14 protein-coding genes and 1 pseudogene are annotated in these 15,032 nt (G+C 66.6%); 6 read left to right on the top strand and 9 right to left on the bottom strand.

Annotated features, from left to right (window positions below; translation table 11 throughout):
• The 5 genes and pseudogenes from ACTICP_RS09515 to lepA form a co-directional block, all read right to left on the bottom strand.
• Nucleotides 1–353 (bottom strand): annotated as a pseudogene (locus tag ACTICP_RS09515) (heat-inducible transcriptional repressor HrcA); the annotation flags it as partial.
• Nucleotides 354–408: 55 nt separating this feature from the next.
• Nucleotides 409–1,626 carry a radical SAM family heme chaperone HemW gene (gene hemW, locus ACTICP_RS09510; RefSeq protein WP_441891743.1) on the bottom strand — a complete coding sequence of 406 codons (1,218 nt, stop codon included), beginning with the start codon at nt 1,624–1,626 and terminating at the stop codon, nt 409–411.
• Nucleotides 1,626–2,279, bottom strand: coding sequence for a DUF1990 family protein (locus ACTICP_RS09505; protein WP_441891741.1), 654 nt, complete (start codon nt 2,277–2,279; stop codon nt 1,626–1,628). Before ACTICP_RS09505 ends, hemW begins: the two co-directional genes overlap by 1 nt.
• A gap of 53 nt (nt 2,280–2,332) precedes the next feature.
• Nucleotides 2,333–2,776, bottom strand: a complete 444-nt coding sequence (locus tag ACTICP_RS09500) for a DUF1990 family protein (RefSeq protein WP_441891739.1) — start codon at nt 2,774–2,776, stop codon at nt 2,333–2,335.
• Nucleotides 2,776–4,626: a translation elongation factor 4 gene (lepA, locus tag ACTICP_RS09495; RefSeq protein ID WP_441891737.1), complete on the bottom strand. Its 1,851-nt coding sequence runs from the start codon at nt 4,624–4,626 to the stop codon at nt 2,776–2,778. Before lepA ends, ACTICP_RS09500 begins: the two co-directional genes overlap by 1 nt.
• A gap of 156 nt (nt 4,627–4,782) precedes the next feature.
• Between lepA and ACTICP_RS09490 the strand changes: the two genes are divergently transcribed.
• The 5 genes from ACTICP_RS09490 (at nt 4,783) to ACTICP_RS09470 (ending at nt 11,355) form a co-directional block, all read left to right on the top strand.
• A complete protein-coding gene (locus ACTICP_RS09490; protein WP_441891735.1) occupies nt 4,783–5,841 on the top strand; it encodes an ABC transporter permease in 1,059 nt (352 codons plus the stop codon).
• A gap of 11 nt (nt 5,842–5,852) precedes the next feature.
• A complete protein-coding gene (locus tag ACTICP_RS09485; protein ID WP_441891733.1) occupies nt 5,853–6,773 on the top strand; it encodes an ABC transporter permease in 921 nt (306 codons plus the stop codon).
• Nucleotides 6,770–8,698, top strand: coding sequence for an ABC transporter ATP-binding protein (locus ACTICP_RS09480; RefSeq protein WP_441891731.1), 1,929 nt, complete (start codon nt 6,770–6,772; stop codon nt 8,696–8,698). The genes ACTICP_RS09485 and ACTICP_RS09480 overlap by 4 nt, the downstream gene beginning before the upstream one ends.
• 131 nt (nt 8,699–8,829) lie before the next feature.
• Entirely contained in the window at nt 8,830–10,536 is a 1,707-nt protein-coding gene (locus tag ACTICP_RS09475) for an ABC transporter family substrate-binding protein (protein WP_441891729.1), read from the top strand.
• A 66-nt stretch (nt 10,537–10,602) separates the two neighbouring features.
• The gene (locus ACTICP_RS09470; RefSeq protein WP_441891727.1) at nt 10,603–11,355 is read left to right on the top strand and encodes an alpha/beta fold hydrolase; all 753 of its coding nucleotides are present in this window, start codon (nt 10,603–10,605) and stop codon (nt 11,353–11,355) included.
• Here ACTICP_RS09470 and ACTICP_RS09465 read toward each other — a convergent pair.
• The 3 genes from ACTICP_RS09465 to ACTICP_RS09455 are packed head-to-tail and all read right to left on the bottom strand — an operon-like array spanning nt 11,276 to nt 13,804.
• Nucleotides 11,276–12,208: an MFS transporter gene (locus ACTICP_RS09465; RefSeq protein WP_441891725.1), complete on the bottom strand. Its 933-nt coding sequence runs from the start codon at nt 12,206–12,208 to the stop codon at nt 11,276–11,278. The genes ACTICP_RS09470 and ACTICP_RS09465 overlap by 80 nt on opposite strands.
• Nucleotides 12,138–12,458 carry a hypothetical protein gene (locus ACTICP_RS09460; protein ID WP_441891723.1) on the bottom strand — a complete coding sequence of 107 codons (321 nt, stop codon included), beginning with the start codon at nt 12,456–12,458 and terminating at the stop codon, nt 12,138–12,140. Before ACTICP_RS09460 ends, ACTICP_RS09465 begins: the two co-directional genes overlap by 71 nt.
• Nucleotides 12,455–13,804: a GH1 family beta-glucosidase gene (locus tag ACTICP_RS09455; RefSeq protein WP_441891721.1), complete on the bottom strand. Its 1,350-nt coding sequence runs from the start codon at nt 13,802–13,804 to the stop codon at nt 12,455–12,457. Before ACTICP_RS09455 ends, ACTICP_RS09460 begins: the two co-directional genes overlap by 4 nt.
• 198 nt (nt 13,805–14,002) lie before the next feature.
• Here ACTICP_RS09455 and rpsT point away from each other — a divergent pair, with 198 nt between their 5' ends.
• Nucleotides 14,003–14,263 (top strand): 30S ribosomal protein S20, encoded by a 261-nt coding sequence (gene rpsT, locus ACTICP_RS09450; RefSeq protein WP_441891719.1) that lies wholly within the window; start codon nt 14,003–14,005, stop codon nt 14,261–14,263.
• Nucleotides 14,264–14,344: 81 nt separating this feature from the next.
• Here rpsT and ACTICP_RS09445 read toward each other — a convergent pair whose 3' ends face one another.
• Nucleotides 14,345–15,028, bottom strand: a complete 684-nt coding sequence (locus ACTICP_RS09445; protein ID WP_441891717.1) for a histidine phosphatase family protein — start codon at nt 15,026–15,028, stop codon at nt 14,345–14,347.
• Between the last annotated feature and the right edge of the window lie 4 nt (nt 15,029–15,032).

The raw sequence follows: 15,032 nt of genomic DNA, 5'->3' as shown, positions 1-15,032 counted from the left end.
CCGGTCACCTGGGTGAGCACCCGCACGGTGCGCGCCATCAGGTCGTCGAGATCGGCGGGCTCGGTGAGGAAGGATTCGATCGCGCTGCGCTGAGCACCCGAGAGCGGGCGCAGCTGCGCGAGATGGTCAACGAAAACGCGATAGCCCTTATCGGTCGGCACGCGGCCGGACGACGTGTGCGGCGCGGCGATGAGCTCTTCGTCCTCGAGGAGCGCCATGTCGTTGCGGATCGTCGCCGCCGAGACGCCGAACGAGTGCCGATCCACGATCGACTTGCTGCCGACCGGCTCGTGCGACTCGACGTAGTCCTGCACGATGGCGCGGAGCACTTGAAGCCCACGTTCACTGACCATCACGCACTCCTCTCCTGGCACTCGAACACTCGGAGTGCCAATTCTACTCGCTGGGCTAATCGGTGAGCTCGCGCACCACGGCATCGGCCAGAAGGCGCCCTGTGAGCGTCAGCCGAATGCGTCCGCCGATAGCGGCTCCGGCATCCACCAGTCCATCGGCGATGAGGCCAGCGACGCGCGGGCGATGCGCCGCCGGCAGATCGGCGATCGCCATCCCCTCAGACAGGCGGGTCTCCAGCAGCACGCGCTCCAACTGGTGTGCCTGCGCGTCGGGGCGCTCGGTCCCCGCCGCCGGCGATTCGGATGCTGCGAGGCGCTGTGCGTACGCCGCAGGATGCTTCACGTTCCACCAGCGAAGCCCCGCCAGATGGCTGTGCGCGCCCGGTCCGAACCCCCACCAGTCACTCCCCCGCCAGTATGCGAGATTGTGTCGCGAGCGCTGGTCTTCGCTCCGCGCCCAGTTGCTGACCTCGTACCAGTCGAATCCGCCCTCGGCGAGGCGCGCGTCGGCAAGCTCGTACATGTCGGCCTGCAGATCGTCGTCAGGTGCCGGCACCTCGCCGCGACGGATCTGGCGGGCGAGCTTCGTGCCGTCTTCGATGATCAACGCGTACGCGGAGATGTGGTCGGAATCCAGTGCCAGCGCGGCATCCAGCGAGGCCTCCCAGTCGGCGAGCGATTCGCCCGGCGCCCCGTAGATCAGGTCGACGCTGACGGCGAGCCCGGCGTCCTGTGCCGCGCCGACGGCGGTGCGCACGTTCTCGGGCTGATGCGTGCGATCGAGGGCGGCCAGCACGTGGGGCACGGCGGACTGCATGCCGACCGAGAGGCGAGTCACACCGGCATCGGCCAGAGTGCGCGCGACCGCGGGCGTCACAGTGTCAGGGTTCGCCTCCACCGTCACTTCGGCACCGTCGGCGATGCCGAATGCCGAGACCGCGGTCTCCAGCATCCGCGCCAGGTCGCCGGCCGGAAGGAGCGTCGGGGTCCCGCCGCCGAAGAACACGGTATCCATCGGGCGCAACGCGCCCGCGTCGTCGAGCACCCGCCGGGCGAGTGCGATCTCGGCGCCGAGCGTGTCGGCGTACTCGTCCTGACGGGCGCCGCGCAGTTCTCCGGAGGTGTAGGTGTTGAAGTCGCAGTAACCGCACCGCACCCGGCAGAACGGAACGTGCAGATATGCCGAGAACGGCACGCTCGCATCGACGGGCAGATCCGCAGGAAGCCGGCCGTCGACCGGTGCCGGATCCCCGATCGGCAGGGGCCCCGCCATCACAGCGGCGTCGCGTACGGCGGCGAGATCGCGCGGAGGTAGCGGGCGAACAGTTCCTTGCGGCGACGCGCCACGAGGCCTGGAATGAAGCGGTAGAGCACCGAGTTCGGAGCATCGAAGGCGCGCACTGTGAACCGGACCTCATCGGTCTCCTCGTTCCAGCTGATCTCGAACAGCTCCTCGCCGCTCACGACCGACCCGCCGACGGTGCCCAGCACCAGGCAGACGCGTCGCGCCTCTTCGGTCACGGAAATGACTCGCAATTCAGCATCGGCGCGCATTCCGGCGACCCGGCCGCTCAGGCGCAGGGTCATCCCCGGTCCGGCGAAGGGCGTGCCCTCGGCGTCGAACCGCTGCTCGACCTCGCTCTTGCTCGGAGCGATCGGGTTGCCCTCGGCGTCGAAACTGACCCCCGTGTACGCCGGGCCGGATGCCGGGCGCACGTCTTCGACCGCGAGGCCGGCCGCGCGCTGCGCCGTCCACGACAGCAGAGCGTCCCCGGCCGTGCGGAACCGCTCTTCGCCGCTGCCGAGGCGCCAGGAGTTCTCCGCCGGAGCGCTCCGCTCCGGGGGATATTGCATCAGATCGGGGGCGTGGGTGGCCCCGACGGCCGCATAGTCGACCGTGTCGTCTCGGAAAGTCCCGCGCCGCATGTCTTCCACCCTAGTTTCTCTTTCTGGACGACGCCCCTACGACAGGCGCAGTGTCAACGGGAGGTGGCGGCCTCGGCCAGCACGATCCGGATGTACCGACGATGCGTCGACCACTGCAGCACGCGCAGTGCCGGGTAGGCCAGCCACCAGATCAGCGACGCGGGGCGCGACGTCGATCGTGCACTGAAGACGCCGTTCTCGTCGAGCGCGAACGACTCTTCCCCAACGAGGGGATGCCCGGGCATCGCCCGATATCCGAACCCGCGATCGCTCGCCCACGTCACCTGGATCGGCTCGGCGAAGCGGATGCCGAGCAGTCGCTTCGTGAGCACTCCGCGAGCGCCGGCGCTCGGTGTGCCCTCCGGCGTGCCGAAGCCCGCGCGACGCTTGAACTCCCAGGTGCTCACCAGCGCGGCGACCGCCGCACGGCCGGCATCCGGGACCTGCACCTCGCGCACGTCCAGCCGCAGTCGCCGATCAGCGGCGTCGGCGTGCACTACTTCTTGTCCTTGCCCTCGACGTCGCCGGACAGCGCTGCGATGAACGCCTCCTGGGGGACTTCGACGCGACCGACCATCTTCATGCGCTTCTTGCCCTCCTTCTGCTTCTCGAGCAGCTTGCGCTTGCGGCTGATGTCGCCGCCGTAGCACTTGGCGAGCACGTCCTTGCGCAGGGCACGGATCGTCTCACGCGCGATGATCCGTGCACCGATGGCCGCCTGGATCGGAACTTCGAAGTTCTGACGAGGGATGAGCTTGCGCAGCCGCTCTGTCATGAGTGTGCCGTACGCGTAGGCCTTGTCGCGATGGACGATCGCGCTGAAGGCATCGACCTTGTCGCCCTGCAGCAGAACGTCGACCTTGACCAGATCGGCCGCCTGCTGCCCCGCAGGCTCGTAGTCGAGGCTGGCGTACCCCTGCGTCTTGGATTTCAGATGATCGAAGAAGTCGAACACGATCTCACCGAGCGGCATCAGATACCGCAGCTCCACCCGTTCTTCGGAAAAGTACTCCATGCCCAGCAACGACCCGCGCCGCGACTGGCAGAGTTCCATCACCGCGCCGACGTAGTCCTTGGGAAGCAGGATCGCCGTCTTCACCATCGGCTCCGAGACCGAGGCGACGCGACCGTCGGGGTACTCGCTCGGGTTGGTCACGATAACGGTCTCGTCGGTGTCGGTGGTCACCTCGTAGATCACGCTCGGTGCCGTCGTGATGAGGTCGAGGCCGAACTCACGGCTGAGCCGCTCGGTGATGATCTCGAGGTGCAGGAGCCCCAGGAAGCCGCAGCGGAATCCGAAGCCGAGCGCCACCGAGGTCTCGGGTTCGTACTGCAGCGATGCGTCGGACAGCTTCAACTTGTCGAGCGCCTCGCGCAGTTCTGCGTAGTCGCTGCCATCGATCGGGTACACGCCGGAGAACACCATCGGCTTCGGGTCGGTGTACCCGGGCAGGGCCTCGGTCGCACCGGCGCGGCTCGTGGTGACGGTGTCACCGACCTTTGACTGACGCACATCTTTCACACCGGTGATGAGGTAGCCCACCTCGCCGACGCCGAGCCCCTGCGAGGGGATGGGCTCCGGGCTCGAGACGCCGATCTCGAGCAGTTCGTGGTTGGCGTGCGTCGACATCATCTGGATGCGCTCGCGGGGTGTGAGCTGGCCGTCGACCATACGCACGTAGGTGACGACGCCGCGGTATGCGTCGTAGACCGAGTCGAAGATCATCGCGCGGGCAGGGGCATCCGCATCGCCGATGGGAGCCGGGATATCGGCGACGATCTGGTCGAGCAGGTCCTCGACGCCGACGCCGGTCTTGCCCGAGACCCGCAGCACGTCCTCCGGCCTGCCGCCGATGAGGTCGGAGAGCTCCTTGGCGAAGCGATCGGGGTCTGCCGCGGGCAGATCGATCTTGTTCAGCACCGGGATGATGTGCAGGTCGTTCTCGAGTGCGAGGTACAGGTTCGCCAGTGTCTGCGCCTCGATGCCCTGCGCAGCATCCACGAGCAGGATCGCCCCTTCGCACGCGGCGAGCGAGCGCGAGACCTCGTATGTGAAGTCGACGTGCCCAGGGGTGTCGATCATGTTCAGCGCGAAAGTGTTGTCTTCCAGAGCCCACGGCATCCGCACCGCCTGGCTCTTGATCGTGATGCCGCGCTCGCGCTCGATATCCATCCGGTCCAGGTACTGGGCGCGCATGTCGCGATCCGACACCACCCCGGTGATCTGCAGCATCCGGTCGGCAAGGGTCGACTTGCCGTGATCGATGTGGGCGATGATGCAGAAGTTCCGGATCTGCGAAGGCGGCGTCGCGGCAGGCGAAAGCGGAGTGTGTGCGCGTGGTGACATGTCTCCTGCAGTCTACGATGAGCCGTCGGGGATGCCCCATTCGTGAGAACCGATGATAGTCTCGCGAAGTTGCCCTGTTCAGCTCGACACCGGGTGTCAGGAGCAACCCGACTCCGTGCCAGTCGTGGCGGACTCGGTCGCATTGACGAGCATGAGATGTTTGAATACATCCGACTCAGCGTTGCGTCGGCCGATCCCGCGCGCGCCTGCAAAGAGAAAGACATCATCACCTTGATCAAGTATCTCCTGCGCCGATTCCTCGGCTGGCTGTTGATGATCGTGGTCGCGACCAACCTCACGTTCTTCCTGGCTTGGGGCTTCCTCACCCCCCGGAACAACTACGTCGGGCGCCGCCCACCGCTCAGTGAAGAGCAGATCAACAACCTCCTCGAGCCGCGCAATCTCAGCGACACCGTGCCGATCTGGGAACGGTGGTGGAACTGGTTCAGTTCGATCCTGTTCCGCTGGGACTGGGGTGTGAGTCCCACCGGCGGATCGATCAACGAGCAGATCAGCTACCGCATGTGGGTCAGTGCCGAGCTCGTGCTCGGCGCCACGGTCATCATGACCGTGCTCGGCATCGCCCTCGGTGTGTACACGGCGTCGCGCCAGTACAAGCTCGCCGACCGCATCGGCCAGGCGACGTCGATCGTCACGATGAACATCAACGTCATCGTCGCCGCTCTCGGCCTCGTGCTGCTGGCTATCGCGTTCAATGACCTCGTCGGCGTCCGCGTTTTCTACGTCACCGGGGCCGCGAGCCAGGGGGTCGAAGGGTTCTTCCCGGTGCTGATAGACAAACTGCAGCACGTCACGCTGCCGACCATCGGCCTGGTGATCACCGGCTACGCCAGTACCCACTTCCTGCAGCGCTCCCTGCTGCTGGACAACATCAACGCCGATTACGTCCGCACGGCGCGTGCCAAGGGCCTCACCAAGCAGCAGGCGATCCGCAAGCACGCACTGCGCACGTCGCTCATCCCCGTCGCGACCCAGGTCGCCTTCAGCATCCCCGCCGTCTTCACCGGTGCGATCCTGACGGAGACGATCTTCGCTTGGAACGGCATGGGCCGGTACTTCATCGAGACGATCAACAAGAGCGATATCTATGGCGTGGTCGCCGTCGCCGCGTTCAGCGCGGTGATGGTGGCGATCGGCGCCATCCTGTCCGACATCCTCGTCGTCGTCCTCGACCCGCGAGTGAGGGTGAGCTGAACATGAGTGAAATGATCGACCCCACCGTCACCGCTCCCGCCGATCCGCCGCCCGAGGAGACCTCCAGCGGCAAGCCGCTGTCGAAGTGGACGCTGTACAGCCGGCGCTTCATGCGCAACAAGCCGGCCGTCGGCGGCATCATCATCTTCATCCTGCTCGTGCTGTTCGCGATCTTCGCCCCCTTCATCGCGAAGTACGACCACATCGAGCTCGATTTCCTCGCTCTCGGGGAACCGCCGTCGCCGGAGCACTGGTTCGGCACCACGGCCTCCGGCAACGACACGTTCGCCCAGGTGGCAATCGGTCTGCAGCGCTCGCTCATGATCGCCGTGTCGGTGTCGCTGGGTACGACCGTCCTCTCCGCCGTCATCGGCACCGCGGCGGCGTACTTCGGCGGGCTCACGGAGAAGGTGACCCTCCTGGTGATCCATTTCATGATGGTGATCCCCAGCTTCCTGATCCTGTCGCTGTTGTCGAACCGTTCCGGCGGCGACTGGCGCGTGATCGCCCTCATCATGATCTTCGTCACCGGGTGGTACTTCCCCGCCCGCGTGGTGTGGACCACGGCTCTGTCGCTGCGTGAGCGCGAATACGTGCACGCGTCGCGCTACATGGGCGTCGGCGGGTTCCGGATCGTGCTGCGCCACCTCATCCCCAACATCGGGTCGCTGCTGGTGATCAACTTCACCCTCGGCATCGTCATCGCGGTCATGGCTGAGACCGGTCTGTCGTTCATCGGGTTCGGTGTGAAGATCCCCGATGTGTCGCTGGGCTCGCTCATCGGCTCCGGTGCGAATACGATCACCACCGCGCCGTGGCTGTTCTACTTCCCCGCGGCCGCGCTGACGCTTCTCACTATTTCGATGGCCCTGGTCGCAGACGGACTGCGCGATGCCCTCGATCCCACCTCGGCGGCAGGAGGCCGCGCATGAGCGCCATCATCTCGGTCCGCGATCTCACCGTCAGCTTCGCCTCGGAGGCAGGGCGAGTGGATGCCGTCCGCGGCGTGTCCTTCGACCTCGAAGCGGGCAAGACCCTCGGCATCGTCGGCGAGTCCGGCTCCGGCAAATCGGTCACCTCGCTGGCGATCATGGGCCTGCTCGACGAGAACGCGAAGGTCACCGGCTCGATCATCTACGACGGCCAGGAACTGCTGGGCAAGTCGGACAAGCAGATGTCCGTGATCCGCGGCAACGGTCTGGCCATGATCTTCCAGGACCCGCTGACCTCGCTCACCCCGGTGTTCACCGTCGGCGACCAGCTCATCGAAGCGCTGACCGTGCACCGGGGGTTGTCGAAGAAGCAGGCGTGGGACCGCTCGATCGAGCTGCTCAACCTGGTCGGCATCCCCGAGCCCGAGAAGCGCATGAAGGGGTTCCCCCACGAGTTCTCGGGCGGCATGCGTCAGCGCGTCGTGATCGCGATCGCCATGGCGAACAATCCGAAGTTGATCATCGCCGATGAGCCGACCACGGCGCTCGACGTGACCATCCAGGCGCAGATCCTCGATCTGATCGAGAAGGCGCAGCAGGAGACGGGCGCGGCGACGATCATGATCACCCACGACATGGGCGTCGTCGCGCGCATGGCGGACGACGTGATGGTCATGTACGCCGGCAAGCCGATCGAGCACGCCCCGGTCGGTGAGCTCTTCCACCACACCCGGATGCCGTACTCGATCGGTCTGCTCGGCGCGATCCCCCGCGTCGACAAGGACGAGAAGGAGCCGCTGGTCCCCATCAAGGGCAACCCGCCGCTGCTCATCAACCTGCCCGACGCTTGCCCGTTCGCCGATCGCTGCCCGATCGCAATCGACGCCTGCCGCACACGCGAGCCCGATCTCGTCGAGGTGCCCACCGGCACCGGCGCCTCGCACCAGGTCGCCTGCATCCGCGCGAACGAGATCGACGACAACGGTCTCATCGGCGGCCTGCCGGTCTATCCCGTGCACAAGCCGGCCGAGAGCGCACTGACCCGCATGCCGCGCGAGCAGCGTCCGGTCACCCTCGATGTGCGCAACCTCAACAAGTCGTTCCCGCTGATGAAGGGAGCTTTCCTCAAGCGCAAGGTCGGCGAGGTGCACGCCGTGAAGAACGTCACCTTCGACGTGCGCGAGGGCGAGACGATGGCGATCGTCGGTGAGTCGGGGTCGGGCAAGACGACGACTCTGCTGCAGATCATGGATCTCGTCAAGCAGCACGACGGCGACATCATCATCAACGGCACCAGTGTCAACGACATCACCAGCCACAAGATCGAACGCCAGGTCCGCCGCGACATCCAGATCGTCTTCCAAGATCCGATGGGGGCGCTCGACCCACGACTGACGGTCGCCGACATCATCGCCGAGCCGCTGCGCGCGATCGGCACGCCGAAGGCCGAGGTGCAGCGCCGCGTCAAGGAGCTGATGGATCTCGTCGGCCTCAACCCGGCGCACATCGATCGCTTCCCCGGCGCATTCTCCGGTGGACAGCGCCAGCGCATCGGCATCGCCCGCGCCCTGTCGACGAACCCGAAGATCATCGTGCTCGATGAGCCGGTCTCGGCGCTCGACGTGTCGATCCAGGCCGGTGTCATCAACCTGCTCGACGATCTGAAGGTCAAGCTCGGCCTGTCGTACCTCTTCGTGGCGCACGATCTCTCGGTCATCCGGCACATCGCCGACCGAGTCGCGGTGATGTATCTCGGCGACTTCGTCGAGCACGGTGACGTCGCCGAGATCTTCGAGAACCCGCAGCATCCGTACACGAAGGCGCTGCTCTCGGCCATCCCGGTGCCCGATCCCGACATCGAGCGCACCCGTGAGCGTCTGGCCTTCAACCCGGAGACGATGCAGGCCGAGCCGGTGGTCCGCTGATCCCGCGTCCGGCAGACGTCGGTCGGTCACCGTCCGATAACAGTTAAGCGCGATTCACTGTGCTCGGGCCAATTTCGACACCGTGCAAACTATTCTCGCCTTATGACACGCCGAAAGGCGAAAGGAGCACCATGAAGCAGCACAAGCTGATGGGGGCGCTCGCGTTCAGCGGAGCCCTCGCACTTGCCCTCGCGGGCTGTGCGGCCGACACCGGCGGTAACGGTGACAACGGCGACGATACCGTCGAGACCAACGCGGCGGATTACAACCCCCAGCCCCGTGAGAATCTGCAGGTCGGCGGCGAAGTTCGCTTCCCGATCAACGAGGTCCCGGAGCAGCTGAACCCGTTCCACGGCGACGGCTCTGCAGACACCGCACGCGTCGCCGCGTGGTACATGCCGCAGATCCTCCTGCAGGAGGCCGACGGCACCCCGTACAAGCACGATGCCTACCTCGACGCGTGGGACATCGAGACGGTCGACGGCAACACCCAGATCACCTTCACCTTCACCGATGAGGCGCACTGGAACGACGGCACCGACATGGACTGGACGGCCATCGACGCGACGTGGAAGGCCAACCGCTCGACGGATGAGGGCTTCACCCCCAACGCGACCGACGGCTACAAGGCGATCGCATCGGTCGAAGAGGGCGACACGCCGAAGACGGCGATCGTCACGTTCGACGGCGAGTTCGCCTGGCCCGAGATGCCGTTCCTGACCGGCATCATCCACCCGGCACTGGCCGAGGACCCCGACACGTTCAACACGGCGATGATCGACAACCCGCACCCAGAGTGGGGCGCGGGCCCGTACACGATCGACGACTTCGACGCGAACGCCGACTACATCTCGTACGTGCCGAACCCCGAGTGGTGGGGCGACGAGCCGTTGCTCGAGAACGTCTCCTTCCAGGGGATGGAAGCCTCCGCAGCGATCAACGCCTTCAAGGCTGACGAGATCGACTCTGTAGGCGCCAACACCAAGGACCGCCTCGAGCAGGTCAAGGACATGGAAGACGTCACGATCTACCGTGCCACCCAGACCGCCAGCACGCTGCTCGAGGTCGACGCCGAGAAGCCGCAGTTCGAGGACGTCAAGGTCCGTGAGGCGTTCTTCAAGGCCGTCAACATCGACCAGCAGAAGGAGATCGCCTGGAACGGCCTGGGCTATGAGGAAGAGCCGGCCGGTTCCCTCACGCTGTTCCCGTTCCAGCCGGGATACACCAACGCCCTGGAGGAGGCCGGTTGGGAGTACAACCCCGAGGCCGCCAACGCCCTCCTCGACGAGGCTGGCTGGACCGCGGGCGAAGACGGAATCCGCGAGAAGGACGGCGAGAAGCTGTCGGTCGTGTACCCCATCTTCAGCGATGACCCCACGCAGGAAGCGCTCGCCAAGGCGCTCCAGGCGCAGGAGAAGGAAGTGGGCATCGACGTTCAGATCGACGTGCGTCCGTCGACCGACTTCTCGAACGACTACAACACGAAGAACTGGGACATCGCGTCGCTGCGCTTCACCTCGTCTGACCCGTTCGGCGCTGCCTGGTTCTGCCAGCTGTACTGCATGGACATGGGTCTGAACCTCTCGGGCGTTCAGAACGAAGAGATGGATGAGCGGATCCACTCCGAGGTCGAATCGCTGCCGACTGCCGATGAGCAGACGGCTGCGGCCATGAGCCTCGAGTCGGAGATCTTCCAGGAATGGGGCCTCATCCCGCTCTACAACGGTCCGACGATCTCGGCTGTGAAGACCGGTCTCGCGAACCTCACCCCCGAGCCCTACGTGGGCCTGGACGGCTTCGGCGTCCAGCCGGTGGAGAACGTGGGCTGGGAGAAGTAAGCACTCTCACCTTCTGGAGCGGGGCTCGGTGGTTCATCCACCGGGCCCCGCTTCTATGCTGGAACCGTGAACGTCCAAGTCGTCCTCGTCCACGGCATCCGCACCTCCCACACGATGTGGCGGTCCCAGCTCGCCCACCTCTCCGAGCGCAAGATCCCCGCACTGGCGGTCGATCTTCCCGGCCACGGGTCGCGCATGGCCGAGACGTTCACTCTGGATGCCGCATTCGCCACGATCGATGACGCCGTGCAGGATGCCGCCACCCGCGGTCCTGTGCTCCTCGCCGGCCACTCCATGGGCGGACTGCTGTCGGTCGCCTACGCCGGCGCTGAGGCCGCTCCCCCGGTCGCCGCGTTCATCGGCGCATCATGCACGGCGTTTCCGCGCGGCGTGGCCCTGGCGACGTACCGCACGCTCGCACGCACCTTCAACGCGCTGCCCGACCAGGGCATGTGGCTCACCAACCAGGTGCTCACCGCCACGATCCCGGAGGAGACACGCTCGGACTTCGCCGCTGGCGGCTACGCTCTCGACGCGCAGGATGTGGCGCTGGCCGCTCTCGGCGCGCTGGACCTCGCTGCCGACCTGCACCGACTGAGGATGCCGCTGTGGTGGATCAACGGTCAGTTCGATCAGCTGCGCATGCAGGAGCGCCTGTTCCAGCGCCTGACGCCGCAGTCGGAGCTCATCATCGTGCCGCGCACCTCGCACCTCGTCACGGCCATGCGCCCCCGAGTGTTCAACGCGCTGCTGGACGTGGCGATCGCGACGATGCAGCAGGGGTCGCCGGAGGCGCCGGACGCACCGCCAGCATCATGACCGCGCCGAGCACCGAGAGGATGCCGGCTGCAAGGAAGAGCAGCCAGAACCCGCCGACCAGCGCCACGAGTCCGGCCCCCAGCAACGGTCCCAGTAGCTGCCCCAGATTGGCAGAAACGTTCACGACGCCGAGATCACGCGCGTGGTGCTCGGGTCGCGGCAGCAGGTCTGTGGCGAGGGCGAGACTGACCGCCATGAAAGCTCCGTAGCCGACGCCCATCACACCGGCGGCGATCGCTGTGCCGATGAACGTCGGCGAGATGAGGATCAACACGGCCGAGAGCGCCTGCACGAGCGCGGCGATGAGGATGATCGATATGCGCCTGCCGGTGCGATCCGAGACGGACCCGGCGATCAGGGATGCCATGACGACGAACACCGTGTAGATGACGATCAGGACCAGCAGATCGTCTTCGGCGCTGCTCGCCGGAGAGCCGACGCCGTAGAGCAGGAAGAACAGCAGCAGTGCGGTGCCCAGCGCGTTGCCGAGGTTGACGGTCAGCCGGCTCGCGAGCACCCACACGAAGTTGCGGTCTTGCAGCGCACCGAGACGCTCACGCCACCTCGGCCGCGCCGCCCGTGCCGTCGGCAGGTGCAACGCGCCCGCTGGTACCGGATCGGGCAGCAGCAGCGCCGTGCCGAGACCGACGACGAAGATGAAGGCGGTGAGCACGACGTAGCTCGCGCCGATCCCAAGACCGAGCAGCACGACCGCCCCGACGCCGACGACGATGCCCACGGCCTGCGCGGAGCTGACCAGGGCGGATGCCGCACCGCGCTGCTCATGCACCTGATCGGCGATCATGGCTGTCAGCGCCGCCGAGAGCACCGCGATGCCGACGGAGACGCCCACCCACGGCGAGCGGCCCGGCGATCACACCGGCAAGTCCGCCGATCGACAGGATGAGCCCCGACCAGACGACGCCGGTGATCCAGTCCGCCGCCCCGCCGGGCGTGTCCAACTGCAGCGGCAGCAGCAGCTGCACCGGGGTGAGCTGCACCGTCCACACAGCCAGCCAGGCGAGGCCGAACAGCGTCAACCATGCTCCGCCGACCCTCCCGCCGGGGCGTGCGCTGCCCGTGCGCGGTGCTCGAGCGTTCACCGGGTGCTCGCGATGAGGTCTCGGTACCACCCGAAGGAGGCCTTGGGTGTGCGCTGCGAGCTCTGATGATCGACGTGCACGAGACCGAAGCGCTGGGTGAATCCGTCGGCCCACTCGAAGTTGTCGAGCAGGCTCCATACCGTGTACTCCTCGACGTCGACGCCCCGGCTCACGGCATCTGCTACGGCGCCGATGTGACCCGCGAGATAGTCGATCCGCCGCTGGTCGTCGATCGGTCCGGCGACGTGATCGGGCTCGGGGAACGATGCGCCGTTCTCGCCGATGATGATCGGCGGAAGGGCGGCGGCGTAGCGTTCCTTCGCGTCGACGAGGAACTTCGTGAGGGCGTCGGGCTCGATCGGCCACAGTTCGCCGAACCCGGTGTGCTCGACATCGGCCGTCGGGACGGGAACGAACGGGACAGGAGCATCGTCGTGTGCCGCCGCGATGGTTGTGGGGTTGTAGAAGTTGACGCCGTAGAAATCGGATGCTGCCGAGATGACCGCGAGATCGCCGTCCTGCACGGGCATCTCGGCGCCCAACGGAGCGAGGTCGGGATACTCGCCCATCAGCACCGGCTCTGCGAACAGCCGGTTATGGATCAGATCGTAGAGGTGCGCGGCAGTGTGATCGGCCTCCGAGTCGGATCCGGGGCGCACCCAGGTGTGGTTGTTGACGAGGCCGACCGCGTCAGCACCGTGCGCCCGCAGCACCTCGACTGCCCGGCCGTGTGCGAGCAGCTGGTGGTGCACGGTCGGCAGGCAGCCGAACAGCAGCTGCCTGCCCGGCGCGAGCTCGCCGATCGCGTACCCCTGCAGCGACGTCGAGACGGGCTCGTTGATCGTGTACCAGTGCTTCACACGGTCACCGAGCGCGGCACTGACGAGTTCGACGTACGCCGCGAACCTGTCGGCGGTGTCGCGATCGAGCCACCCGCCACCGGCTTCGAGAACGGACGGAAGATCCCAGTGGTACAGCGTCGGAAACGGGGTGATCCCGGCATCGAGCAGATCGTCGACGAGGCGGTCGTAGTACGAGAGACCCGCCGCAGAGGCGGCGCCCGTGCCGTCGGGCTGCACACGTACCCACGAGATCGAGAACCTGTACCGGTCGACACCGAGGTCTCGCAGCAGCGCGATATCGTCCGCGCTGCGGTGGTAGCTGTCCGGTCCCGGCTCGGCTGTCGAACCGTCGCGCACGCGGCCCGGCTCGTCCACGAAGTCGTCCCAGATCGACCGTCCGCGATCGTCGGCGGCGCGCGCGCCCTCGACCTGGAACGCCGCTGTGGCGGCGGACCATCGCAGCCCGGTAGGCACGCTGGTGCTGCGAGTCGATCCATCCGTCATGCTGAGCTCCTTCGCTCGGGTACGCTCAGCATGCCGCATCCGGAACGCCCGGCGCGAGCGGCGCGCAACGGATCGTCTGCAGACCTGATAGACTCGGCTCTTGGCTTGCGTGTGGGTTCGTCCCTCACGACCGTCCGGTGGCAGCCCTCTTCCTGCCCACGACAACACCCATCCATCTCTGAACGAAAGCTTCAACGCGTGGCAAACATCAAGTCGCAGATCAAGCGCAACAAGACCAACGAGAAGGCTCGCACCCGTAACAAGGCTGTGAAGTCCGAGCTCAAGACCCACGTCCGCAGCACCCGCGAGGCCATCGCCAAGGGCGACAAGTCCGCCGCTGAGGCGTCGCTGAAGGTCACCTCGAAGAAGCTCGACAAGGCCGTCAGCAAGGGCGTCATCCACGAGAACCAGGCAGCGAACCGCAAGTCGGCTATCGCCAAGCAGGTCTCCGCTCTCTGAGCCGAACACTGTTCGAAGGCCCGTCCCGTTCGCGGGGCGGGCCTTCGGTTTTCCCCTGCCGGGGCGAGAAACGACTCGCCGCTACGCGTCGGCGTCCACGACCGCATCCGCTTCTTCGGGCTCGCCGGTGATGTCGTGGGCGAAGCGGTCCTCGAGGTCGCTGCCGCCCAGCGGCTCCTCGTGCCAGCGTTGCAACGCCCAGCCGCTGTCGGGGTCGCCCTCGAGCACGCACATGCCGGTGTTCTGCAGGCGGCGCTGCACGGCGGTCTCCGTCGAGACGTTCACCGCGCGGGCGGCGGCCCACATGCGGATCGCCGCGCCGTGGCTGAACACAGCGGCAGATGCGTGGTCTCGGGCGATCTCGGCGATGGCCGCGTCAAAGCGCCCGAAGAACCTCGCACCACTCTCACCGCCGTCGATGGCGTAACCGAGATCGCCGCTGAGCCACCGTCGGGCCGACTCGACGTACGCCTGCACGGCATCGGCATCCGTGCGCATCTCGAAATCGCCGGCCGAGATCTCTTCGAGGCCCTCGCGGACCTGGATGTCCAGCCCGCGGTCGGCGGCGAGCGGGCTGCCGGTGAGCTGCGTGCGAGTCAGGACCGACGCGTACAGTCCCTCGAGCCGCTCAGATTCGAGCGCCTGCGGCACCGCGGCGGCCTGAGCCTGGCCGAGCGCCGTGAGGCCCGCGCCCGGGCGTGCCGTGTCGAGCGCGCCGCTGACGTTGCTGGGAGTCTGGCCGTGCCGGATCAGGAGAAGTCTCATGCTC

The organism is Microbacterium sp., from assembly GCF_052102115.1.
Taxonomy (GTDB): Bacteria; Actinomycetota; Actinomycetes; order Actinomycetales; family Microbacteriaceae; genus Microbacterium.
This window is presented reverse-complemented; position numbering and strand designations above follow the sequence as displayed.